Genomic DNA, 23,363 nt, shown 5'->3' with positions numbered 1-23,363 from the left:
CTGCACGCGGGATCAGCGATACAGGCGGGTGCCGACCCGCACGACGGTCGCGCCCTCCTCCACGGCGATCGCGAAGTCCTGCGTGGTGCCCATCGAGAGCTCGCGCAGCCCGTGCTCGCGGGCGAGGGCCGCGAGCGCCGCGAACCACGGGCGGCTCTCCTGGGGGTCGTCGGCGAGCGGCGGCATCGTCATCAGGCCGCTGACGGGCAGCGGGCAGCGGGCGAGGAACGCGGGGAGCTCCTGCGGGTCGATGCCGCTCTTGCCCTCCTCGCGCGCGATGTTCACCGCGACGAGCACGCCGACCGGCGCGTCGAGCTTGCCGAGCTCGCGCAGCGCGCTGTCGCTGCCGACCGAGTGGATGCGCCGCACCAGCGGGGCGAGGCCCCTGACCTTGCGGCTCTGCAGGTGCCCGATGAAGTCCCACGTGACGGGACCCAGGCCCTGCTCCTCCCAGGCGCGCGCCTTGCGCTCGAGCTCCTGCGCGCGGTTCTCCCCGAGGACGGTGACGCCCGCGGCGGCGAGCACGGGCAGCTCCTCGATGGCCACGTACTTCACGGCGGCGAGCAGCTCCACCTCGGACGGGTCGCGCCCGACCCGCGCGCAGGCGTCGGCGATCTCGGCGCGGACGCCGTCGGCCGCCGCGCGCACGCGGTCGGCGTCGAGCCCGCGGATCAGGTCCGCCATGCGATCCCCATCTGTCGTCCGGTGGTGCCGCCGTCGCGACGGTGGCTGAAGAGCATCCCGGCGGGCGCGCAGAGCGTGCACAGCCCGACGTCGTGGACGGTGGCGACGCCCGCGTCCCGCAGCCGCTCGGCGGCGATCGCCTTGAGATCGATGCGGCGGCCGTCGCGGACCGCGTCGCCGTGCTCGGCGAACGCCTCGCGGACCTCGTCCCCGACCTCGTAGCAGCAGCCCCCGGCCCCGGGCCCGATGACGGCGACCATCGGGGCGTGGTCGGCGACCTGCGCGTCGCGCACCGATTCCACGGCGACGTCGACGACCCCGGCGGCGAGCCCGCGCCAGCCGGCGTGCGCGGCGGCGACCGCGCCGTGGCCGAGGACGAGGATCGGCAGGCAGTCGGCGGCGAGGACCGCGACGGCGACGTCCGGGCGGTCGGTGACGAGCGCGTCGGCCTCCGGAGGGTCCTGGCGCGGGTCGGCGGCGCGGCCGGGCCGCGCGTCGATCGAGACGACCGCGGTGCCGTGGACCTGGCGCGCGGAGGCGATCGGCCGCCCGACGAGCCGCGTGACGGCGGCGCGGTTGGCGTCGACGGAGGCCGCGTCGTCCTCCGTCCACGGCCCGAGGTTGAGGCTGTCGTACGGCGGGTGGCTGACGCCGCCGCGCCGGGTCGTGAAGAGCACGTGGCCCCCCGGCAGGTCCGCGGTGATGTGGTCGCCGCTCCAGCGGAACGGCGCCGGCAGCTCGCTCATTCCCGCGACAGCCTAGTGCCGAGCGCGACCGCGAGCTGCGACGCCCGGTCGGGCGCCTCGTCCTCCAGGCACGCGTCGAGTGCGGCGGAGAGGCGGGCGCCGAGCTCCGGGCCCTGCGGGACGCCCGCGGCGAGCAGGTCGGCGCCGCTGATCGCCAGGCGCCGGTGGCGCAGGTCGTCGATCCAGCGGCGGGCCTGGTCGCCGCCGGCGAGCGCGACGACCTCGACGGGCACGCCGCGGGCGGCGCGGCCGATCTCGGTGGCGGTCCGGGCGCGCCGCAGCGGCGTGCGGACCATCTCGCGGGAGCCGGCGGCCACGACGTCCCGGTCCGCGGCGGGGAACGCGAGCTCGTCGAGCCACCGCACGACCTCGGCGGCCGGCATCGGCTCGACGCACGCGGCGAGGGTCAGCAGGTCGGCGCGGCCGTCGGGCGGCAGCAGCGCGAGCGCGTCGGCGAGGCGCGGCGGCGCCGTGGTGAGCGCCTCGGGCAGCAGCCGCGCGTTGAGCGCCCGGGCCTGCGCGAGCGCGGCGAGCGGGTCCGGCTCGCGCATCGCGTGGCGCAGCTCGTTGCCGGTCCGCGTGCCGCTGACCGTCGTCGGGTCGGCGGCGGCGGCGAGCGCGCGCGTGTGCGGCTCGACCGCGAAGCCGAGCCGGGCGGCGTACCGCGCCGTGCGCCACAGGCGCGTCGGGTCATCGCGGAAGCTCGCGTCGTGCAGGACCCGCAGGACGCCGGCCTCGAGGTCCTCCACGGCCCCGGGGGCGCCGCGCAGCTCCGGGTTCCCGGCTCCCACGCGCAGCGCCAGCGCGTTGACGGTCAGGTCGCGGCGCAGCAGGTCCTCGTCGATCGACGCGGGCTGCACGTCCGGCAGCGCCCCCGGGTGCGCGTAGGTCTCGCGGCGGGCGCGGACGACGTCGTGGGCCTGCGTCGCCCCGGCCGGGACGACGGTCGCGGTGCCGAAGCGGTCGTGCTGCACGACGCTCCCGGGCAGGGCGGCGAGGACCGCGGCGGGGTCTCCCTCCACCACGAGGTCGAGCTCGCGCGGCACCCGGCCCAGCAGCACGTCGCGGACGGCACCGCCGACGACCCACAGGCCCGGCACGTCGGCGAGCGCGTCGAGCAGCGGCGCCGCCCCGGGGGCGGCGCGCAGGGCCTCGAGGACGTCGGCCGGGGGGCGCACGCACGAAGTGTCCCCGCTACGGTGAGCCGATGCCCTCGCGCCCCCGGCGACGGAGACGCCTGGTCCTCGCGGTGCTCGCCGCGCTCACCGTCCTGGTCGGGGGCGGCGGCCTCGCCGTGCTGCTGCTCGGCGGCGGCGAGCAGGGCGACGTGGTCAACACCGACGTGGAGTTCCGCGACGAGGCGCCCGAGGCGCCGCCCGTGCGCGCGCCCGCCTCGGAGGGGCCGTCGGCGTTCAACTGGCCGGTCTACGGGTTCACGAAGGCGCGCACCCAGTACCTGCCGGTCGACAAGCCGCTGCGGCCGCCGTTCGAGCGGCGCTGGAAGCTCGGCGGGAAGATCCTGCTCGAGTTCCCGCCGGTCCTCGGCGCCCGCTCGATGTACCTGCTGAAGAACAACGCGGCGCTCTACGCCTTGGCGCGGCAGACGGGCAAGGTCCGCTGGAAGACGAAGCTCGGCCACCTCGCCGCCTCCTCCCCGGCGGTCGCGCACAACACGGTCTACTCGGTGATCCTCGAGCGCGGGAAGGGCATCCGCAAGGGCCGGGTCGTCGCGGTCTCGGCCAAGGACGGCCGCACGCGCTGGTCGCGCAAGCTGCCCAGCCGCGCCGAGTCCTCCCCGCTGCTGCACCGCGGCTCGCTGTACTTCGGGACCGAGAACGGCACCGTGTACGCGCTGGACGCCTCCGACGGCAGCGTCGAGTGGACCGCGAAGGCCGCGGGCGCGGTGAAGGGCGCCCTCGCCCTGGAGGGCGACCGGCTGTTCATGGCCGACTACGGCGGCGCGGTGCAGGCGCTGCGGCTGCGCGACGGCAAGCGCCTGTGGCGCACCGAGACGCGCGGCGGGCGCTTCGGGCTCTCGGCGGGCAACTTCTACTCGACGCCGGCGGTCGCGTTCGGCCGCGTCTACGTCGGCAACACCGACGGCGGGGTGTACTCGTTCTCCGCGCGGACCGGCAAGCTCGCGTGGCGCAAGGAGACCGGCGGGTTCGTCTACTCCTCCCCCGCCGTGGCGGAGGTCCCGGGGACCCGGCCCACGGTGTACATCGGCTCCTACGACAAGAAGCTCTACGCGCTTGACGCGCGCACCGGCCGGCCGCGCTGGACGAAGAACGTCGGCGGCCGCATCTCCGGGGGCGTGACGGTCATCGGGGACCTCGTGTTCTCCTCGACGCTCGAGGGCCGCACGACCGCGGTCACGGCCCGGTCGGGCCGCACGATCTGGCGGTTCGGGCGCGGCAAGTTCAACCCGGTCGTGTCGACCGGGCGCGGCCTGTTCGTGATGGGCTCGACGAGCATGTTCGCGTTCGACGGTCGCCCGGGCTCCTCCTCGGGCGACGCGCCGAAGGCGCGGCCGCTCACGGCCGCCGAGCGGCGCCGCGTGATCGGTCGGCGCGTCGCGCGGCGCAAGCAGGCGCAGGCCCGCGCGCTGGCCCGGCGCGTCGCCGCCCGACGGGCGGCGGTCGCCCGCCGCAACGACCTGCGCCGTCGCGGGGTGCGGTTCTGCTTCCGCTCGGACGGCCGACGGGTCTGCCGGGTGCCCGAGCCGCTGGTGTGCGTGCGCGGCGCGGACGGCCGCACGACCTGCCGGGCGCGCCGGCCGGTCGTCTGCTTCACCGACGCGGACGGCCGCAAGGTCTGCCGCGCGCGCCGCGGGTAGCGGCGCGCCGACCGTCAGTCGACGGGCGGGCGGACCGGCACGCCGGCGTCGAGCAGGTGGCGCTTGGCCTCGCCGACGGTGTGCTGCCCGTAGTGGAAGATCGAGGCGCAGAGCGCCGCGTCGGCGCCGGCCTGCAGCGCGTCGACGAGGTGGTCGAGCGTCCCGGCGCCGCCGGAGGCGATGACGGGCACGCCGACCGCGGCGCTGACCGCCGCCGTCAGCGGCAGGTCGTAGCCGTCGTTGGTGCCGTCGCGGTCCATGCTCGTGAGCAGGATCTCCCCCGCCCCGCGCTCGACGCCCTCCCGGATCCAGTCGACGACGTCGCGGCCGGTGGGCGTGCGGCCCCCGGCGACGTACACCTCCCAGCCCGTGCCGTCCGCGCGGGCCTTGCAGTCGACCGCGAGCACGACGCACTGGGCGCCGAACACGTCGGCGAGCTCGCCGATCAGCTCGGGGCGCGCGACCGCGGCGCTGTTGATCGAGACCTTGTCGGCGCCCGCGTCCAGGACCCCCTGGGCGTCCGCGACCGAGCGGATCCCGCCGCCGATGGTGAACGGGATGAAGACGTTGTCGGCGGTGCGGCGCGCGAGGTCGACGATCGTGTCGCGCTTCTCGTGCGTGGCGGTGATGTCGAGGAAGACGAGCTCGTCGGCCCCGGCCGCGTCGTAGCGCTCCGCGAGCTCGACGGGGTCGCCGGCGTCGCGGATGTCGACGAAGTTCGTGCCCTTCACGACGCGCCCGGCGTCGACGTCCAGGCACGGGATCACGCGCTTGAGGTGCATCAGTCCCGGCCGGGCTGGAACAGATCGGTGCGGCCGCCGGGACCGGACGCACGGCGCGGCGGCACCAGCGCGTCGTGCGCCTGCGCGATCGTGAACTTCTGCTCGTAGAGCGCCTTGCCGACGATGACCCCGAACAGGTTCACCTGGCGCAGGCCGGCGAGCGCGGAGAGGTCCTCGACCTTGCCGATGCCGCCGGAGTAGATGAAGCGCCCCTTGACGACGGCGGCGATGCGGTTGACCTCGTCGAGGTCGGGGCCCTGGAGCATGCCGTCGCGGTCGACGTTCGAGTACACGAACGAGCGCACGCCGCGGTTCTGGAGCTGCTCGATGACCGCCTCGGCGGGGATCGTCGTCGTCTCCTGCCAGCCGTGCGTGGAGACCATGCCCCCGCGCGTGTCGACGGACACGATGACCCGGTCGCGGTAGGCGCCGAGCACGTCGTCGAGGAAGTCGACGTCGGTGAACGCGGCGGTGCCGAGGATCACGCGCTCGACCCCGGCCTCGAGCGCGGCGGACACGGACGCGAGCGACCGCAGGCCGCCGCCGAGCTGCACGGGCACCTGGATCTCGGAGGTGATCCGCTCGATGTGCTCGAGGTTCTGCGGCGCCCCGGACTTCGCGCCGTCGAGGTCGACGATGTGCAGGTAGCGGGCGCCGGCCTTGACCCAGGCGCGCGCCGCGTCGAGCGGGTCGTCGTCGTAGACGGTGGTGTCGGCGAAGTCGCCCTGCTTGAGGCGGACGGCCTTGCCGCCGTAGATGTCGATGGCGGGATAGAGGATCATGCGGGGACCGGGGGATTCGGCTGCGCCGACGGGGCGCAGAGGCGGGCGAAGTTCGCGAGCATCGCGAGGCCGTGCGTGGAGGACTTCTCAGGGTGGAACTGCGCCCCGAAGACGTGGTCGCGGCCGACGACGCTCGCGAACGGGACGCCGTAGTCGCTGGTGCCGAGCGTGACGTCGGGCGCGGAGGGCCGCGGGACGTAGCTGTGCACGTGGTAGAAGGTCGCGGGGTCGGGCAGGCCCGCGGAGATCGGGGACGGCCGCTCCCAGCGGACCTCGTTCCAGCCGATGTGCGGGAGCTTCAGCTGCGGGTGCGCCGGGCCGGGGTCGAGCGCGACGACCTCGCCGGGGAGCAGTCCGAGGCCCTCGGCGCCGCCGTGCTCGACGGAGCGCTCGAACAGCAGCTGCATGCCGAGGCAGGCGCCGAGCAGCGGCGTGCCGCCGGCGACGAGGTCGCGCAGCAGCGTGACGAGGCCGAGCGCGCGCAGCCGCTCCATCGCGGCGGGGAACGCGCCGACGCCGGGCACGAGCAGGCCGTCGACGGTGCGCAGCTCGTCGTGGTCCCCGGTGATGCGCGCACGGACGCCGACCCGCTCGAGCGCCTTCTCGACGCTGCGGCGGTTGCCCATCCCGTAGTCGACGACGGCGATGGTGGGCGCGGGCACGGGCGGGGTCATCCGGTGAGCGTGCCCTTCGTGGACGGGACGCCGGGCTCGGTCGGGTCGATCGCGATCGCGGCGCGCAGCGCCCGGGCGAAGGCCTTGAACAGCGCCTCGATGATGTGGTGGGCGTTGGTGCCGGCCTCGGCCTGCAGGTGCAGGGTCAGCTTCGCCGACCCGGCGACCGCGCGGAAGAACTCCTCCGCGAGGTCGTGGTCGAAGTTCCCGATGCCGCCGGGCGGCAGGATCGCGTGGAAGGCGCAGTAGGGCCGCCCGGAGATGTCGAGCGTGCAGCTCGCGCGCGCCTCGTCCATGGGGACGACCGCGTGGCCGTAGCGGTAGATGCCGCGCCGGTCGGCGAGCGCGCGGTCGAGCGCCTGCCCGAGCACGATGCCGGTGTCCTCGACGGTGTGGTGCGCGCCGGTCTGCAGGTCGCCGGTCACCTGCACCTCGAGGTCCAGGCGTGCGTGCCGGGCGAGCAGGTCGAGCATGTGGTCGAAGAAGCCGACCCCGGTGACGCGCGTGCCCTGCCCGGACCCGTCGAGGCCGAGCGCGAGCGTGACGTCGGTCTCGGCGGTCCTGCGGCTGATCTCGGCGCGGCGCTCGCTCACGGACGTCCATTCTGTCGCAGGGTCATCGATCGCGCGTGCTCGGTGAAGCCCTCGGCGGTCGCGATCGCCGCGCCGGGCCCGGCGAGGGCGTCGGCGGCGTCCCCGATCCGCACGACGCTCATCCGCCGCCGGAAGGTCCGCGGGCCGAGCGCGCTGCCGAACCGCGCGCCGCCGCCGGTCGGCAGCGAGTGGTTGGAGCCGGCGACGTAGTCGCCGAAGGCGGTGCCCCCGGCGGTTCCCAGGAACGTGCAGCCGGCGCAGCGGATGTCGTCGACGAGCGCCTCCATGCTGGGTCCGACGAGCTCGAGGTGCTCGGGCGCGAACGCCTCGCTCAGGGCGATCGCGTCGGCGGCGTCGTGGGCGAGCACGGTCGCGGCGACCGCCTCGGTCTCGAAGACGCCGAGCTCCGCGTGCAGCTCGTCCAGGAGCGCGAGGTCGTCGGAGACGAGCACGACGATCGTGCCCTCCCCGTGCTCGGCCTGCGCCCGCAGGTCGGCGAGCACGAGCTGCCGGTCGACGGACCCGTCGGCGCAGACGACGACGTCGGAGGGGCCGAGGAAGCCGTCGATGCCGACGGCGCCGGAGACCTGGCGCTTGGCCTCCTGCACCCACAGCCCGCCGGGACCGGCGATGACGTCGACGCGCTCGATCGTCTCGGTGCCGTGGGCGAGCGCGGCGATCGCGTGGGCGCCGCCCATGGCGTAGGTCTCGGTGACGCCGAGCAGCTCGCAGGCGCCCCGGATCACGGGGTGCATGCCGGGCGCGCACACGACGATCTCCTCCACCCCGGCCTCCTGGGCGGTGACGACGCCCATGACGACCGTGCTCGGGTACGGGTTGCGGCCGCCGGGGACGTAGATCGCGGCGCGGCGCACGGGCAGCTCGCGGATCTCGACGGTGTGGCCCTGCGGGAGCGTGACGCTGGTGCCGCTGCCGACCTGGGCCCGCGCGACCGCGCGGACGTTGGCGATCGCGACCTCGAGGCCCGCGCGGACGTCCTGCGGCAGCGGGGCCGGCTCGGCGGGCGGGCGGTCGAACCGCTCGACGTACTTGGCGAGGGCGGCGTCGCCGCCGTCGCGGACGGAGGCGACGATCTCGCCGACGAGGCCGGTGACCGACGCCGCGCCGGGGGTCAGGGCGCGGATCGCCTCGACGGTGGCGCGGTGGTCGGGACCCGCGGTGAACCGCTCAACGCGCACGGATCCGCTCCACGAGATCGTCGATGGCCTGGGCCTTGAGCTTGTGCGCGACGGGGTTGGCGATCAGCCGCGCCGTGGCGACGAACAGCCGCTCGCGGATGACCAGGCCGTTCTCGCGCAGCGTCGTGCCGGTTGCGGTGAGGTCGACGATCGCCTCGCTGAGCCCGGTCAGCGGCGCGAGCTCGACGGCGCCCTTGACCTCGACGATCTCGACCTGCCGGCCGGTCTCCTCGAAGTGGCGCTGGGCGATCGCGTAGTACTTCGTCGCGATCCGGGTGACCCCGAGGCGCCGCAGCGCCTCGACCATCGGGTCGCCGCCGGGCTCGTCGACGCTGGCGACGACCATCTCGCAGCGCCCGTACCCGAGGTCGAGCAGCTCGTACACCTCGCGCTCGGACTGCTCGAGCAGGACGTCCTTGCCGGTGATGCCGATGTCCGCCGCCCCGGCCTCCACGTAGGTGGGGACGTCGCTGGGCCGCATGGTGACGATCCCGACGTCCTCGAAGAGCAGCTTGCGGTCGTTCTCGCGGACCTCGGTGGTGTCGACGCCCAGGGCGTCGAGCAGGTCGAGCGTGTCCCCCATGAGCGCGCCGCGCGGGACGGCGATGGTGAGGCCGTTGTTCGGGCTCATGCGGTGGCCTCCGTCTCCGCGACCAGGGCGAGGTGGACCTTGTCGACGCCGAGCGCGAAGCCGACGGCGGGCGCGTCGGGTCCGAAGCGCGCGAGCAGGTCGTCGTAGCGGCCGCCGCCACCGAGCGGCATGCCGACGCCGGGGGCGTAGACCTCGAAGACCGCACCGGTGTAGTAGCCACGGTCGCGCAGCAGGCCGAGGTCGAAGATGACCCGGTCGGCCGCCTGCGCGTCGAGGCCGTCGAGGACGCCGCGCAGGCCGGTGGCGGAGTCGGTGGCGGGCCCGGCCGGCAGGTCGGCCAGCAGGTCGGCGCCGCCACGCAGCTGCGGGATGCGGGCGAGCGCGTCGGCGCTCTCGGCGGGCAGGCCGAGCGCCGCCACGCGCGAGCCGAGCTCGACGAGGTCGCGGCGCACGAGCGCGTCCAGCAGCCCGTCGCGCGCCTCCTCGGGGACCGCGTAGGCCTCCAGCAGCGCCGGGTAGAGCGTCGCGTCCCCGAGCCCGATCCGGTAGTCGCGCAAGCCGGTGGCGTCGAGCGCGGCGCAGAGGACGTTGAGGACCTCGGTGGTGCCGCCGGGCGCCCCGGCGCCGAGCAGCTCGATCCCGGCCTGGAGCGTCTCGCGCATCTGGCCGCGGTGCGGCGTCACGCCGCGGTAGACGTGCGCGAAGGTGCTGAGCCGCAGCGGGAACGCGGCGGGCGCGTAGCGGGTGGCGGCCAGGCGCGCGATCGGGACGGTGAGGTCGGAGCGCAGCAGCAGCACCTCGCCGTGGTCGTCGAACAGGCGGTAGACCCCACGGCCGCCGTCGACGCGGCCGACGACGGACTCGTACTCGATCGCGGGCGTCCAGACCTCGCCGTAGCCGGCCCGCTCGAAGACGCCGCGCATCGCCTCGGTGATGGCGCGCAGCTCCCGGCTCTCGTCGGGGAGGACGTCGCGGGTGCCGCTGGGAAGGGGGTGGATCATGGGGACCTCGGAGTGTGACGGGCGCCCGCGCGCACCGTCCTCCCGGTCCACGTGGGGCTCGGACGGTTCAGGACGAATGGTGGGGCTCGACCGGCACGCGGTCGATCTTCGCACCCAGCTCGCGCAGGCGCTCGTCGATCCGCTCGTACCCCCGGTCGATCTGCCGGATGTTGTGGATCTCGCTGCGGCCGTCGGCGCACAGGGCGGCGATGAGCATCGCCATGCCGGCGCGGATGTCCGGGCTCTCGACGCGCTCGCCGCGCAGGCGCGCCGGGCCGGCGACGATGGCGCGGTGCGGGTCGCAGAGCGTGATGTCGGCGCCCATGAGCACGAGCTTGTCGGTGAAGACGAGGCGGTTCTCGAACATCCACTCGTGGATCAGCACGGAGCCTTCGCACTGGGTGGCCAGCGCGACGGCGATCGAGGTGAGATCGGCCGGGAACGCGGGCCAGGGGCCGTCCTGGACCTTGATCTTGTGCTCGCCGACGTCCCGGCCGGTGATGAGCTTCTGGCCGCCGGGGACGAGCACGTCCGCCCCGTCGACCTCGCTGCGCAGGCCGAGCTTCTCGAAGACGAGGCGGATCATCCGCAGGTCGTCCGGAACGGTGTCGACGATCCGCATCTCGCCGCCGGTCACGCCGGCGAGCGCCATGAAGGAGCCGATCTCGATGTGGTCCGGGGACACCTCGTGGGTGCAGCCGCCGAGCTCGTCGCGGCCGCTGACGATCATGACGTTGGAGCCGACGCCCTGGATGTCGGCGCCCATCTTCTGGAGCATCCGCGCGAGGTCCTGGACGTGCGGCTCGCACGCGGCGTTGCCGATGACCGTGACCCCGGGGGTCAGGGCGGCGGCCAGCAGCGCGTTCTCGGTCGCCATGACCGACGGCTCGTCCATGAAGACCTCGCCGGCGCGCAGGCGGCCCTCGGGGCCGGTCGCCTCGAGGACGATGTCGCGGTCGTGGTCGTAGCGGGCGCCGAGCGCGACGAACGCGTCGAGGTGCGGGTCGAGCCGCCGCCGGCCGATGACGTCGCCGCCGGGGGGCGGCATCTCGCAGCGGCCGAAGCGCGCGAGCAGCGGGCCGGCGAGCAGGAAGGAGGCGCGGATCCGCTCCGCGTTCTCGCGGTCGATGGCGGACTCGGCGGTGACGGCGGCCGCGTTGAGCGCGACCTCGTTGGCGCCGCGCCACTCGACGGTGACGCCGAGCCCGGCGAGCACCGCGAGCATCGCCTCGACGTCGCGGATGCGCGGAACGTTGCGCACGACGACCTCCTCGGAGGTGAGGACCGAGGCCGCGAGGATGGGCAGGGCGCCGTTCTTGTTGCCGGCCGGCACGACCGTGCCGGACAGCGGGACGCCGCCGTCGATGACGAACTTCTCCATGGTGCGAGGGGCCTGCGCGGGGAAGGGGGAGCCCGCGGGCTGGGCTAGGGTAACAGCCATGTCCGTGCCCCTTTCGCGCGACGCCGCCTGGTCCCTGCTGACCGAGTGGGTGCAGTCGCCGTCCCTGCGCCGTCACTGCCGCTGCGTGGAGCTCGCGATGACCGCGGCCGCCCGCGAGCGCGGCCTCGACGACGCCGAGGTCGAGCTGTGGGCCGTCACCGGCCTGCTGCACGACATGGACTACGAGCGGCATCCGGACATGGACGCGCCCGACGGTCATCCGCGAACGGCGTTGCGGGTCCTCGAGGAGCTGGACGCGCCGCCGGAGCTCGTCCGCGGCATCGCGTCGCACGCCGACTTCCTCGGGGTCTCGCGCGACAGCGACCTCGAGAAGACCCTGTTCGCGGTCGACGAGCTGAGCGGCTTCGTGGTCGCGGTGGCGGCCGTCCGGCCGGAGGGCCTGCGCGGCATGACCGCCAAGTCCGTGAAGAAGAAGCTGAAGACGCCCGCGTTCGCGGCGGCGGTGAGCCGCGACGACATCCGCGAGGGCGCAGCGGCCCTGGGCGTCGAGCTCGACGATCACATCCGCTTCGTGATCGGCGCGCTGGAGCCGCACGCCGCCGAGCTCGAGCTCGAGGGCGACGCCGGGTCGTGACGCTCGGGGGCGCCCGCTACCGGCGGGTGCTCGCGACTCCGGGGGTCGCCCCGCTGTACGCGTTGACCGTCCTTGGTCGCGTGCCGATCGGGCTGGTGACGATCGCGCTGGTCCTGTTCCTGCGCGAGGAGACCGGATCGTTCACGGTCGCCGGACTGGCGGCGGCGGGGTACGCGCTGGGCACCGGGCTCGTCGCGCCGTTCCTGGGACGGCTGATCGACCGGCTGGGCCAGCGGCCCGTCCTCCTCCCGCTCGCCGTCGTGCACGCGACGAGCATGGCCTGCCTGGTCCCGTTGGGGCACGCGGACGTCCACCCCGCCGTGCTGGTCGCGGTCGCATGGGTGACCGGCGCGACCGTCCCGCCGCTGTCGAGCGCGCTGCGCGCCCTGTGGCCGACGCTCCTGGGCGAGGAGCGCGACGAGCTGCTGCCGGCCGCGCTGGCGCTCGACGCGATCGCGATCGAGCTGATCTTCGTGACCGGTCCGCTGCTGGTGGCGGCCGCGGCGGCGGTCCTCGTGCCCGAGGCGGCGCTGCTCTTCGGGGCGGCGCTGACGCTCGCGGGGACGGTCGCATTCGTGGCGCAGCCGGCGTCGCGCGCGACGGGGCCGTCGGTGCGGACCGGGGATCACGGCCTGCTGGGCGCGATGGCGGCACCGGGGGTCCGCGCGGTGGTGCTGTGCACGGTGCCCGCCGGGTTCTGCTTCGGGGCGACGGAGGTCGCGCTGCCGGCGTTCGCGCGCGCGGAAGGCGCCCCGGACGCCGCGGGCCTGCTGCTGGCGGCGTGGGCGCTGACGAGCGCCGCGGGCGGCTTCGCCTACGGGGCGCGGTCGTGGACGTCGCCGGTGGCGCAGCGCTGGCCGCTGCTCCTGCTGGGGTGCGGCGTGACGTTCCTGCCGCTCGCGCTGGCGCCGTCGGTCGCCGTGATGGTGCCGCTGGCGATGGTCGCGGGCTGCTGCATCGCCCCGGCGATCACGGCGGGGAACGAGCTCGTCGGGCGGCTCGCCCCGTCGGGGGTCGGGACGGAGGCCTACACGTGGGTGACGATGGCGCTCGTCGGCGGGATCGCGGGCGGCAACGCGGTCGCGGGCGCGCTGGCGGAGGGGCCGGGCTGGCGGGCCGCGGTGCTGACCGCGGCGATCGTCGCGCTGGCGGGCGGTGCGCTGGCCACGACCCGGCGTCGAGCGCTGGTCGCCGCTCCGTCCCTGTCCGGCGCCGAGGCGCCTCGCTAGGGTGGATCGCCATGAGCGACCGGCTGAAGATCATCATCCTCGAGGGCGACGAGACCGGTCAGGAGCTGCTCGAGCAGGCCGTGCGCGTGCTCGCTCCCGACGTCGTGGACCTCGAGCTCGACCTCGAGCGGTTCGACCTGTCGCTGGAGCATCGGCGCGCCACCGACAACCAGGTCGTCTCCGACGCGGCGCAGGCGATGCGCGAGTGCGGGCTGGGGATCAAGGCGGCGACGATCACGCCGGAGGGCAAGGACGACGTCGGCTCCCCGAACCGGCTGCTGCGCGAGGGGATCGACGGCAAGGTGATCGTGCGGACCGGGCGGCGGATCCCGGGCATCACGCCCGTCGGGGGGACCTACCACCCGATCAGCGTCGTGCGCATGGCGGTCGGCGATGCGTACGGGGCCGAGCAGTGGCGCGAGGGCGAGGAGGGGTCGCCCGACGAGGTCGCCTTCCGCACCGAGCGGATCTCCCGCAGCGTGTGCCGCGCGGTGTCCGACTACGCGTTCCAGACCGCCCGGAAGATGGGCGGCAAGGTCTACGGCGGTCCGAAGTGGACGGTCTCCCCCGTCTACGAGGGCATGCTCAAGGAGGAGATGGACGCGGCGGCCGAGCGCTACCCGGACGTGACCTACCGCCCGGTGCTGATCGACGCGACGTACGCGGGGCTCGTGTCGGGCGCGACGGAGACGCCGCTGGTGATCCCGGCGCTGAACCGCGACGGCGACTGCCTGAGCGATCTGGTGATGCCGATGTTCGGGTCGATCGCGGGCGCCGAGAGCGTGCTGCTGGCCTTCGACGAGGACTACACGACGACGGTCGCGATGGCGGAGGCGCCGCACGGCACCGCTCCGGCGCTGATGGGCAAGGACGTCGCGAACCCGATGGCGATGATCCTGAGCTGCGCCGCGGTGCTGCACCACGCCTCGACGGCCGGCGCGGGCCCTAAGGCGGAGCGGGCCTCGCGCGCGATCTACGAATCGGTGCTCGAGGCGACGGCGGCCGGGGTGCGCACGCCGGACCTGGGCGGCCATGTCGGCACCACGGAGTTCACGAGCGACGTGATCGCCCGGATCCGCACGAAGATCGAGGTCTGGTCTTCGCTGGGCTCCACGGTCTAGCGGCGCCGTCGGCGCAGCCGCGCGGCGCGCTGGACCTCGACCGAGGCGAGGTGCCGCCGGCGTCGGCGGTGGTAGAGCTTGCGCTGCAGGTAGAGCGTGACGACACCGGCGAGGAGAATGCCGGCGACGTTCACGGCGAGCTGCTGCACGGACCCCGAGAAGCCGTCCCAGTCCTCGTACGCGGCGGTGATGCCGATGTTCGCCGCCGCGGGGATCGTCGTCACCGAGATCAGGACCCCGATCAGGGCGCCGGACTTCTGCGTCGTGAGCGACAGGACGCCGGCGGCCCCGGCGCACGCGGCGACGAAGAAGGCGAGGAAGTCGGGGTTGGAGATGATCGACGACAGGTTGTGGTCGGCCTCGGAGAACACGTCGGGGGTCACGCCGGTCAGGCGGAACGCCTGCGAGGCGAGGTAGGCGGCGACGATCGCGACGGGGAAGCCGACGAGCAGCGCCCCGAGCGACTTGAGCGCGAGGCGCTGTCGCCACTGCACGAACGCGACGCTGAAGCCGGCGATCGGCCCGAACTCGGGGCCGACGACCATGGCGCCGACGATGAGGATCGGGCTGTCGAGGAAGATGCCGACGGCGGCGATCAGCGACGCGAGCACCATGAAGGTCAGGTACACGCCGGAGAGGGTGGCGCTCTCGGAGGTCTTGGCCTCGACGTCCTCCCAGATCACCGCGTCGGATGGGCTGCCGGGCGCGATGCGCTCCGCCTCCTCGGCGACGCGCGAGAGCGCCGTGTCGACGATCTCGACGGCGATCGAGCCGTCCTGGTCGATCCGCAGCCGGCGCAGGTCGGAGAGGACGACGCTCGCGTCCTCGCGTGCGACGTCGCAGAGCACGACGTCCCCGACGGGGCTGCGCGCCGCTCCGGGCAGGACGATGATGCTCGTCACCGCGGGCGTGCACTCCAGGACCTCGAGAACGTCGTCGACGCGCCCGTGCGGCACGACCAGCCGGAGATGAACCACGCAAACAGCGTACTTCCGCGCAAGATCCGTTGCAGCTTCGCAGGGCGAAATCCGCATGGACAAGCCAAAAACGAGCGATCAGACCACGGGGAACATCCGTTCGCCCCGTTCCGTCCGCCCACCGCCGTACCGTTGCGAACACATGTTCTCCCCCACGCTTGGAACCCCCGCCGCCACGAGCTCCCTGCGGAGCGTCGTGCGCCGGGCCGTCGACGCGGTCGTGAGCTTCGCCCTGCTCGAGGATCTCGACGATCCGAAGAGCCCGCCAGTCCTCGTCGACCATCGCGAGCGCTCGCGCCGCCCGGGGCCGTCCGCCCCGCGCCGTGATCGGCCCCGGCGCCCGGGTGCGCCTCTCGCGGCCGAGCAGCACTGCACCGCGCCGTCCTCGGCCCGGTCGCGGCAGCGACAGCCACACGTCCCCGTGTGAGGTCGTGGCCTGGGAGGGCCACCGGAGATCCAGAACGCTGTACCGGAGGGCCGCCGTGGGGGCGGCCCTCCGTCGTTGTCGGCTCGGCCGCCGACACGTACCTCGTCGTCCGCCGAGCAGCGCACCGGCCGCTGACCTCGACGTTGGCCGGCATCGCCCGTCGACGAGCACTCCGAAGGCGCCCGGGCCCCGACCTCGAGCACGCCCTCCCACCGCAAGCCCAGGATGCCCGCCGCCGGACCGGCCAGCACGCCACCGCCCCTGCTCGGGCTCGCCTCGACCGCCGCGGAACCGCACCGGCCCCAACCGGCCGATCACCAAGGCACGCTGTGTGCTTGGTCCGGGTGCGGGGTGCGGTCGTGAGCGGCATCCGGTGCGCGGCCGGAGGCCGCGTGCCGCAGCGAGCGGCCGGACCCCACACCGACACCGAAAACACCGCGCTCCCGCCACCGCCTCTGACCGTCGTGACCGAGCTCCGCCTCCGTCGCCGAACGCGCCGTCCCGCTCCGCCTAACGTGCCCCGATGGCCCCCGCACGACGACGGCGTAGAGCCGCCGCTCTTGCAGCGTGGCGTGCGGTGCTGCTGCCGCTGCCCCGGCCTGTTGCGGGTACGCCTGCCAGGCCACCAAGGCGTGCGGTGCCCCACCTCGAGCCGCGGAGTCACGTGAACCCGGAACACGGGCGGGTGTGGGGTACGGTCGTGAGCGACATCCGGTGCGCGGCCGGAGGCCGCGTGCCGCAGCGAACGACCGCACCCCACACCTACACCCCGGCAGCCGGCCCAAAGCCGCAACTTGCCCTAGGAACGACGAAAGGCCGCCCCTTTCGGGACGGCCTTTGCGTCAATTTAAACCGGCGGCGACCTACTCTCCCAGGCCCTTGCGGGCCAAGTACCATCGGCGCTGAGGGGCTTAACTGCTCTGTTCGGAAAGGGAAGAGGTGTTTCCCCCTCGCCATAACCACCGGAAACTCGTGAGAGCACCCACCCGGGGTCCTTCAAAACTGCACAGTTCGCCACACTACGGGTACCACTGAAAAAATATCCGTCAAGCCCTCGACCCATTAGTACCGCTCACCTTCACGCCTCACGGCGCTTCCAGATGCGGCCTATCAACCTGGTGGTCTACCAGGGGTCTTACCCTCTCAAGGAGGTGGGAGAACTCATCTTGTGGCCGGCTTCCCGCTTAGATGCTTTCAGCGGTTATCCGATCCGGACGTAGCTAGGCTGCGATGCCCTTGGCAGAACAACAGCTACACCAGAGGTCCGTTCACCCCGGTCCTCTCGTACTAGGGGCAAATCCACTCAATTCTCCAACGCCCACGGCAGATAGGGACCGAACTGTCTCACGACGTTCTGAACCCAGCTCGCGTACCGCTTTAATGGGCGAACAGCCCAACCCTTGGGACCTACTTCAGCCCCAGGATGCGACGAGCCGACATCGAGGTGCCAAACCGGGCCGTCGATGTGGACTCTTGGGCCCGATAAGCCTGTTATCCCCGGAGTACCTTTTATCCGTTGAGCGACGGCACTTCCACTTGCTACCGCCGGATCACTAAGACCTGCTTTCGCACCTGCTCGACCTGTCGGTCTCACAGTCAAGCTCCCTTACTGCCTTTGCACTCTTCGCACGATTTCCAACCGTGCTGAGGGAACCTTTGTGCGCCTCCGTTACATTTTGGGAGGCGACCGCCCCAGTCAAACTACCCGCCTGGCACTGTTCCCCGCCCGGATTCACGGAGCGGAGTTAGATGTCCAATACACCAAGGGTGGTATCTCAAGGATGGCTCCACACCAGCCGCAGCCGATGCTTCAAAGCCTCCCACCTATCCTGAGCGAAATGGACCGAACACCAATACCAAGTTGTAGTAAAGGTTCACGGGGTCTTTCCGTCTAGCCGCGGGTACTCGGCATCTTCACCGAGACTGCAATTTCACCGAGCCCCTCGTTGAGACAGCGTTCAAGTCGTTACGCCATTCGTGCAGGTCGGAACTTACCCGACAAGGAATTTCGCTACCTTAGGACCGTTATAGTTACGGCCGCCGTTTACCGGGGCTTAGCTTCGATGCTTCGGGTCAAGCCCTAACATCTCCACGTAACCTTCCGGCACCGGGCAGGCGTCAGCCCCTATACGTCGTCTTTCGACTTAGCAGAGACCTGTGTTTTTGGTAAACAGTCGCTTGAACCTATTCACTGCGGCCCCCTCAGGCTCCACCCGCGAGGGGCTTCACCTTACTGGGGCGCTCCTTATCCCGAAGTTACGGAGCAATTTTGCCGAGTTCCTTAACGAGGGTTATCTCGATCACCTTAGTATTCTCTACTTGCCCACCTGTGTCGGTTTTGGTACAGGCACGCGCAATCTCCCTAGAGGCTTTTCTTGGAGGCATGGCGTCAAGGACTCGCCGGCTCATAAGCCAGCTGGCATCGTGTCTCGGCTTAAAGGGCCCCGCATTTGACTAGGGCCCAACCTACGCACTTACCCCAGGACGACCATCGCCTGGGATCCTCTAGCCTTCCCCGTCCCCCCATCGGTCAAACGATCACGACGTGGTACAGGAATATCAACCTGTTGGCCATCGACTACGCCTTTCGGCCTCGCCTTAGGTCCTGACTAACCCTGGGCAGACGAACTTTACCCAGGAACCCTTGGGCAATCGGCGGAGGGGATTCTCACCCCTCTTTCGTTACTCATGCCAGCATTCTCACTTCCCATGCCTCCACGGCTGGCTTACGCCGCCGCTTCACTGGCATAGGAACGCTCTCCTACCGCGCGATCAAAGATCGCACCCGCGGCTTCGGTGGTTAGCTTGAGCCCCGTTACATTATCCGCGCCCGAACACTTGACCAGTGAGCTGTTACGCACTCTTTCAAGGGTGGCTGCCTCTAAGCCAACCTCCTGGTTGTCTATGCACTCGGACATCGTTTGCCACTTAGCTAACACTTTGGGACCTTAGCCGGCGGTCTGGGCTGTTTCCCTTTCGACGCTGAAGTTTATCCCCCAGCAACTGACTCCCAGGGTAGACATAATGGTCTTCGGAGTTTGCCTGAATTTGGTAACCTGGTGGGGCCCCGCGTCCAAACAGTGCTCTACGGCCACAATGCAATTTACCTGAGGCTATACCTAAATATATTTCGGAGAGAACCAGATATCACTGAGTTTGATTAGCCTTTCACTCCGACCCACAGGTCATCCGCCCAGTTTTCAACCTAGGTCGGTTCGGTCCTCCACGAGGTCTTACCCCCGCTTCAACCTGCCCATGGGTAGCTCACTCAGTTTCGGGTCTGCCGCGTACGACTCAAGACGCCCTATTAGGACTCGCTTTCGCTACGGCTCCGCTCATCGCTTAACCTTGCCGCACACGAGCAACTCGCTGGCTCGTTATGCAAAAAGCACGCCGTCACATCACGAGGATGCTCCGACCGCTTGTAGGCACACGGTTTCAGGTACTATTTCACTCCCCTTCCGGGGTACTTTTCACCTTTCCCTCACGGTACTAGTCCGCTATCGGTCACCTAGGAGTACTTAGCCTTGGAGGGTGGTCCCCCCAGGTTCAGTCCACGTTTCACGTGTGTGGACCTACTCAGGAACGCTTGACAGCAGGTCATGAGGTTTCGCGTACGGGACGGTTGCCCTCTCTGGTGCACGGTTCCACGTGCTTCCGCTACCACATGACTTTGTAACTGCTGCCTGGCCGACCATGACCAGGAACAAGCGCCCTACAACACCGGACACGCAACGCATGGTCGCTTACACGAGCCCGGTTTGGGCTGATCCCTTTTCGCTCGCCACTACTCAGGGAGTCTCGGTTGATTTACTTTCCTCGGGGTACTGAGATGTTTCACTTCCCCCGCTTACCTTCCACTGGCCTATGTGTTCAGCCAGCGATGACGCCGCATTACCAGCGCCGGGTTTCCCCATTCGGAAATCCGCGGGTCAAAGGCTATTCAACGCCTCACCGCGGCTTATCGCAGTCGTTCACGTCCTTCATCGGCTCTAGGTGCCTAGGCATCCACCGTGTGCCCTTACTATCTTGACGGTGATCAACCGAACGGACAGGGTTAGTCCCCGTTCGGCTGGTGATACCCGTAAACCCGATGCGCTTATCGAAGCATCGGGCTTGTGGCTACTGTGCAGTTTTCAAGGACCGCCGAGAGGGCTGGTGCCAGGCCGGCGCAGCACGGTGGCTGGCCGACGGGCGCCGGTCTCTCACAACTCAACAGCATGCAAGCCTCGTGATCGAGCGGTATTGCCGATCAGGGCAGGCCAGGTTCGGTCGACATGCTAGGCCGATCAGGCGTAGCTGGCCGGTCCAGACGTCGGTGCTCACGAAGAGCGGTGACGCCGGCCTTGAGCGCGTTTCCGATCGGGTGCCCGAAGGCACTCCCTAGAAAGGAGGTGATCCAGCCGCACCTTCCGGTACGGCTACCTTGTTACGACTTCACCCCAGTCACGAGCCCCACCTTCGACGGCTGCCTCCCTTGCGGGTTAGCCCACCGGCTTCGGGTGTTGCTCACTCCCGTGGTGTGACGGGCGGTGTGTACAAGGCCCGGGAACGTATTCACCGCGGCAATGCTGATCCGCGATTACTAGCAACTCCACCTTCATGCAGGCGAGTTTCAGCCTGCAATCCGAACCGAGACGCGCTTTAAGGGATTCGCTCCACCTCGCGGTATCGCAGCCCTCTGTACGCGCCAATGTAGCACGTGTGTAGCCCTGGACATAAGGGGCATGATGACTTGACGTCATCCCCACCTTCCTCCGGTTTGTCACCGGCAGTCTCGCATGAGTCCCCAACTAAATGCTGGCAACATGCGACGGGGGTTGCGCTCGTTGCGGGACTTAACCCAACATCTCACGACACGAGCTGACGACAGCCATGCACCACCTGTGAACCTGCTCCGAAGAGAAACCCTGTTTCCAGGGCGGTCAGGTACATGTCAAGCCCAGGTAAGGTTCTTCGCGTTGCGTCGAATTAAACCACATGCTCCGCTGCTTGTGCGGGCCCCCGTCAATTCCTTTGAGTTTTAGTCTTGCGACCGTACTCCCCAGGCGGGGCACTTAATGCGTTAGCTTCGGCACGGAAGGAGTCGACACCTCCCACACCTAGTGCCCATCGTTTACGGCGTGGACTACCAGGGTATCTAATCCTGTTTGCTCCCCACGCTTTCGCGTCTCAGCGTCAGTCACGTCCCAGAGTGCTGCCTTCGCCATTGGTGTTCCTCCTGATATCTGCGCATTTCACCGCTACACCAGGAATTCCACACTCCTCTTCCGGACTCGAGCTTGGCAGTATCAACCGGCATCCCAGGGTTGAGCCCTGGGCTTTCACAGCTGACTTACCAAGCCGCCTACACGCGCTTTACGCCCAATGATTCCGGACAACGCTTGCACCCTACGTATTACCGCGGCTGCTGGCACGTAGTTAGCCGGTGCTTCTTGTGAAGGTACCGTCACTCCGGCCGGCTATTCACCGGCGAAGCTTCGTCCCAACTGAAAGGGGTTTACAACCCGAAGGCCTTCTTCCCCCACGCGGCGTTGCTGCGTCAGGCTTTCGCCCATTGCGCAAGATTCCCCACTGCTGCCTCCCGTAGGAGTCTGGGCCGTGTCTCAGTCCCAGTGTGGCTGATCGTCCTCTCAGACCAGCTACCCATCGTCGCCTTGGTAGGCCGTTACCCCACCAACAAGCTAATGGGCCGCGGGCCCATCCCGATGCGGAGGCCGAAGCTTCCTTTCCTCGCTCCCCTTAGAGGGAGAGAGCACATTTGGTATTAGCTCCGGTTTCCCGGAGTTGTCCCAATCATCGGGGCAGGTTACCCACGTGTTACTCACCCGTTCGCGGCTCTGCCACCGGGCAAGCCCGGTTTCGTCGCTCCACTTGCATGTGTTAAGCACGCCGCCAGCGTTCGTCCTGAGCCAGGATCAAACTCTCCGTGAAGAACTTCACTAAGAGTCTGTCTGACATGTTCTGGAGCCGCCATACACAAATGCGGCTCCGTCTGACAGGGTTACTACTGGCACTTCTCTATTTGTTGCCCACCGGCCGTCCCGAAGGACCCCGGCGGGTCGAACCTGGACGTACATTCCGGCTCTGGCTAGACCAGAGCGAAAGGTACGCATGCTGTTGAGTTGTCAAAGACCGCTGCGCCTCTCGCAGTGAGGGGGACTCCCTCTTGCAGACGCTCGCCCCGGTGATGTTCCCCCGGGGCGACGGGGCCGAGGCGACTATCACGCTCCGACACTTTGGGTCAACTTCGCCCGGTGTGTGCGGCGCGCCGTCTGAACGGCGGAGCGGAAAGGTAGCACGGGGTTTTCCAGCGTGCGTTCCGGGTGAGGCCGATTTCTTGGGCCCGACGGGCCAAGACGGCTCTACCACGGGGCTAATCCGTGATTTTCAGGCGCGTAAACGCTCGCTTTCCGACCTGGAGGACCTTCCCGTCCAGATCGGAAGCCGGCAGATCGAGCCCGTCCGCGGGCACCACGCTGCCGTCCAGCTTCACGCCGCCGCCGGCCAGGAGTCGCCGGGCCTCGCCCCGTGAGCGCCCGAACGCTTCCGCGATCACCGCGGGGAGATGGACGCTTCCCGCGTCGGGCGCCACCGAGAACGTCGGGACGTCGTCCGGGACCGCCTTCGCCACGAACACCGCGTCGAAGCGCTCCTGCGCCGCGACCGCGGCGTCCGTGGAGTGGAAGCGCTCCACGATCGCGCGCGCGAGCGCGCGCTTCGCGTCTCGAGGACCGGTGCCGTCGGGCGGGTCCGGCACGGCGAGCAGCGCCCGCCAGGTCGCCATCGCCTCGTCCGGGATCGAGAGCGTGCGCCCGTACATCTCGTCGGGCGCCTCGGTCACCCCGATGTGGTTGCCCAGCGACTTGCTCATCTTGTCCACGCCGTCGACCCCCGGGAGGATCGGCAGGGTCAGGATGCTCTGCTCCGGCACGCCGAAGTGGCGTTGCAGGTCGCGCCCGAGCAGGAGGTTGAAGGTCTGGTCGGTGCCGCCCAGCTCGACATCGGCACGGATCGCGACCGAGTCGTAGCCCTGCATCAGCGGGTAGAGCAGCTCGAGCACCGAGATCGGCTGGCGCGCGGCGAACCGCTTGGCGAAGTCGTCGCGCTCCAGCAGCTGCGCCACCGTCGTCGTCCGCGCGATCCGGAAGAGCTCCTCCATCTTCATGTCGAGCCACTCGCCGTTGAACCGCACCTCGAGGAGGTCCGGGTCCTCGCGCAGCACCCGGAACGCCTGCTCCTGGTACGTCCTCGCGTTCGCGTCGATCTCCTCGCCGGACAGCGCGGGACGGGTCGACGAGCGACCGCTCGGGTCCCCCACGCGCGCGGTGTAGTCGCCGACGATGAGCACCACCCGGTGGCCGAGGTCCTGGAACTCGCGGAGCTTCTGCAGCACCACGGTGTGCCCCAGGTGCAGATCGGGCGCGGTCGGGTCCAGCCCGAGCTTCACGCGGAGCTGGCGTCCCTCGCGGGCCGCCTCCTCCAGGCGGCGCTGCAGCGCACCGTCCGGCAGCGCTGCCACGGTGTTGCGGGTCAGGAACGCGGCGTCGGAGGCGGGATCGGGCATCGGGCCCGATGGTAGACTCATCGCTCCGCCGGAGCCGGTTGCCGCCCACGTTCCGACGCCTCTCCCCCGACCGACCGCGCGAGCGCACGCGTGGCGCGCGACGTCGCGGAGCACCCC

At 70.5% G+C, this 23,363-nt stretch carries 18 protein-coding genes and 3 rRNA genes; 5 read left to right on the top strand and 16 right to left on the bottom strand.

Annotation, left to right across the window (positions count from 1 at the left end; translation table 11 throughout):
- Positions 1-12: 12 nt before the first annotated feature.
- Genes C7Y72_RS22560 through C7Y72_RS22550 form a run of 3 tightly spaced genes read right to left on the bottom strand, consistent with a single transcriptional unit; the run spans position 13 to position 2,608 of the window.
- Entirely contained in the window at positions 13-684 is a 672-nt protein-coding gene (locus C7Y72_RS22560; protein ID WP_107571466.1) for a YggS family pyridoxal phosphate-dependent enzyme, read from the bottom strand.
- Positions 672-1,430 carry a peptidoglycan editing factor PgeF gene (pgeF, locus tag C7Y72_RS22555; RefSeq protein ID WP_107571465.1) on the bottom strand — a complete coding sequence of 253 codons (759 nt, stop codon included), beginning with the start codon at positions 1,428-1,430 and terminating at the stop codon, positions 672-674. The genes C7Y72_RS22560 and pgeF overlap by 13 nt, the downstream gene beginning before the upstream one ends.
- Positions 1,427-2,608, bottom strand: a complete 1,182-nt coding sequence (locus C7Y72_RS22550; RefSeq protein WP_107571464.1) for a tRNA nucleotidyltransferase/poly(A) polymerase family protein — start codon at positions 2,606-2,608, stop codon at positions 1,427-1,429. Before C7Y72_RS22550 ends, pgeF begins: the two co-directional genes overlap by 4 nt.
- A 29-nt stretch (positions 2,609-2,637) precedes the next feature.
- Here C7Y72_RS22550 and C7Y72_RS22545 point away from each other — a divergent pair, with 29 nt between their 5' ends.
- Positions 2,638-4,266: a PQQ-binding-like beta-propeller repeat protein gene (locus C7Y72_RS22545; RefSeq protein WP_107571463.1), complete on the top strand. Its 1,629-nt coding sequence runs from the start codon at positions 2,638-2,640 to the stop codon at positions 4,264-4,266.
- A gap of 14 nt (positions 4,267-4,280) precedes the next feature.
- Here the strand turns inward: C7Y72_RS22545 and hisF are convergent, their stop codons facing one another.
- The 8 genes from hisF to murA form a co-directional block, all read right to left on the bottom strand.
- Positions 4,281-5,048 (bottom strand): imidazole glycerol phosphate synthase subunit HisF, encoded by a 768-nt coding sequence (gene hisF, locus C7Y72_RS22540; protein ID WP_107571462.1) that lies wholly within the window; start codon positions 5,046-5,048, stop codon positions 4,281-4,283.
- Entirely contained in the window at positions 5,048-5,830 is a 783-nt protein-coding gene (gene hisA / locus C7Y72_RS22535; protein WP_107571461.1) for a 1-(5-phosphoribosyl)-5-[(5-phosphoribosylamino)methylideneamino]imidazole-4-carboxamide isomerase, read from the bottom strand. Before hisA ends, hisF begins: the two co-directional genes overlap by 1 nt.
- The gene (gene hisH, locus C7Y72_RS22530) at positions 5,827-6,504 is read right to left on the bottom strand and encodes an imidazole glycerol phosphate synthase subunit HisH (RefSeq protein WP_107571460.1); all 678 of its coding nucleotides are present in this window, start codon (positions 6,502-6,504) and stop codon (positions 5,827-5,829) included. Before hisH ends, hisA begins: the two co-directional genes overlap by 4 nt.
- On the bottom strand, positions 6,501-7,097 hold the full coding sequence (hisB, locus tag C7Y72_RS22525) for an imidazoleglycerol-phosphate dehydratase HisB (RefSeq protein WP_107571459.1): 597 nt from the start codon (positions 7,095-7,097) through the stop codon (positions 6,501-6,503). The genes hisH and hisB overlap by 4 nt, the downstream gene beginning before the upstream one ends.
- Positions 7,094-8,296, bottom strand: a complete 1,203-nt coding sequence (hisD, locus tag C7Y72_RS22520; RefSeq protein WP_233243966.1) for a histidinol dehydrogenase — start codon at positions 8,294-8,296, stop codon at positions 7,094-7,096. The genes hisB and hisD overlap by 4 nt, the downstream gene beginning before the upstream one ends.
- Positions 8,286-8,927 (bottom strand): ATP phosphoribosyltransferase, encoded by a 642-nt coding sequence (gene hisG / locus C7Y72_RS22515; RefSeq protein ID WP_107571458.1) that lies wholly within the window; start codon positions 8,925-8,927, stop codon positions 8,286-8,288. The genes hisD and hisG overlap by 11 nt, the downstream gene beginning before the upstream one ends.
- On the bottom strand, positions 8,924-9,889 hold the full coding sequence (locus C7Y72_RS22510) for an ATP phosphoribosyltransferase regulatory subunit (RefSeq protein ID WP_107571457.1): 966 nt from the start codon (positions 9,887-9,889) through the stop codon (positions 8,924-8,926). The genes hisG and C7Y72_RS22510 overlap by 4 nt, the downstream gene beginning before the upstream one ends.
- A 67-nt stretch (positions 9,890-9,956) precedes the next feature.
- Positions 9,957-11,270, bottom strand: a complete 1,314-nt coding sequence (gene murA, locus C7Y72_RS22505; protein ID WP_107571456.1) for a UDP-N-acetylglucosamine 1-carboxyvinyltransferase — start codon at positions 11,268-11,270, stop codon at positions 9,957-9,959.
- Between the two features lie 58 nt (positions 11,271-11,328).
- Between murA and C7Y72_RS22500 the strand changes: the two genes are divergently transcribed.
- From C7Y72_RS22500 to C7Y72_RS22490, 3 genes are read left to right on the top strand one after another with little or no spacing between them, the layout of a single operon-like run.
- Positions 11,329-11,925: an HDIG domain-containing metalloprotein gene (locus C7Y72_RS22500; RefSeq protein WP_107571455.1), complete on the top strand. Its 597-nt coding sequence runs from the start codon at positions 11,329-11,331 to the stop codon at positions 11,923-11,925.
- Positions 11,922-13,154 (top strand): MFS transporter, encoded by a 1,233-nt coding sequence (locus C7Y72_RS22495; protein WP_107571454.1) that lies wholly within the window; start codon positions 11,922-11,924, stop codon positions 13,152-13,154. The genes C7Y72_RS22500 and C7Y72_RS22495 overlap by 4 nt, the downstream gene beginning before the upstream one ends.
- A gap of 11 nt (positions 13,155-13,165) precedes the next feature.
- Entirely contained in the window at positions 13,166-14,275 is a 1,110-nt protein-coding gene (locus C7Y72_RS22490; protein WP_107571453.1) for an isocitrate/isopropylmalate family dehydrogenase, read from the top strand.
- Here C7Y72_RS22490 and C7Y72_RS22485 read toward each other — a convergent pair.
- Positions 14,272-15,252: a DUF389 domain-containing protein gene (locus C7Y72_RS22485; protein ID WP_107571452.1), complete on the bottom strand. Its 981-nt coding sequence runs from the start codon at positions 15,250-15,252 to the stop codon at positions 14,272-14,274. The genes C7Y72_RS22490 and C7Y72_RS22485 overlap by 4 nt on opposite strands.
- Before the next feature lie 142 nt (positions 15,253-15,394).
- Between C7Y72_RS22485 and C7Y72_RS22480 the strand changes: the two genes are divergently transcribed.
- Entirely contained in the window at positions 15,395-15,679 is a 285-nt protein-coding gene (locus C7Y72_RS22480; protein ID WP_107571451.1) for a hypothetical protein, read from the top strand.
- An 850-nt stretch (positions 15,680-16,529) separates the two neighbouring features.
- Here C7Y72_RS22480 and rrf read toward each other — a convergent pair.
- The 4 genes from rrf to tyrS all read right to left on the bottom strand — a co-directional run bounded on the left by rrf (position 16,530) and on the right by tyrS (position 23,246).
- Positions 16,530-16,646, bottom strand: a 5S ribosomal RNA gene (rrf, locus tag C7Y72_RS22475).
- A gap of 75 nt (positions 16,647-16,721) precedes the next feature.
- Positions 16,722-19,714 (bottom strand): 23S ribosomal RNA (locus C7Y72_RS22470).
- Positions 19,715-20,066: 352 nt separating this feature from the next.
- Positions 20,067-21,613: ribosomal RNA gene (locus C7Y72_RS22465) — 16S ribosomal RNA — on the bottom strand.
- Together the 16S, 23S and 5S rRNA genes form the textbook arrangement of a ribosomal RNA operon.
- A gap of 442 nt (positions 21,614-22,055) precedes the next feature.
- Entirely contained in the window at positions 22,056-23,246 is a 1,191-nt protein-coding gene (gene tyrS, locus C7Y72_RS22460; protein ID WP_199224033.1) for a tyrosine--tRNA ligase, read from the bottom strand.
- Positions 23,247-23,363: the final 117 nt, after the last annotated feature.

Source organism: Paraconexibacter algicola, from assembly GCF_003044185.1.
In the GTDB taxonomy this organism is placed as follows: domain Bacteria; phylum Actinomycetota; class Thermoleophilia; order Solirubrobacterales; family Solirubrobacteraceae; genus Paraconexibacter; species Paraconexibacter algicola.
This window is presented reverse-complemented; position numbering and strand designations above follow the sequence as displayed.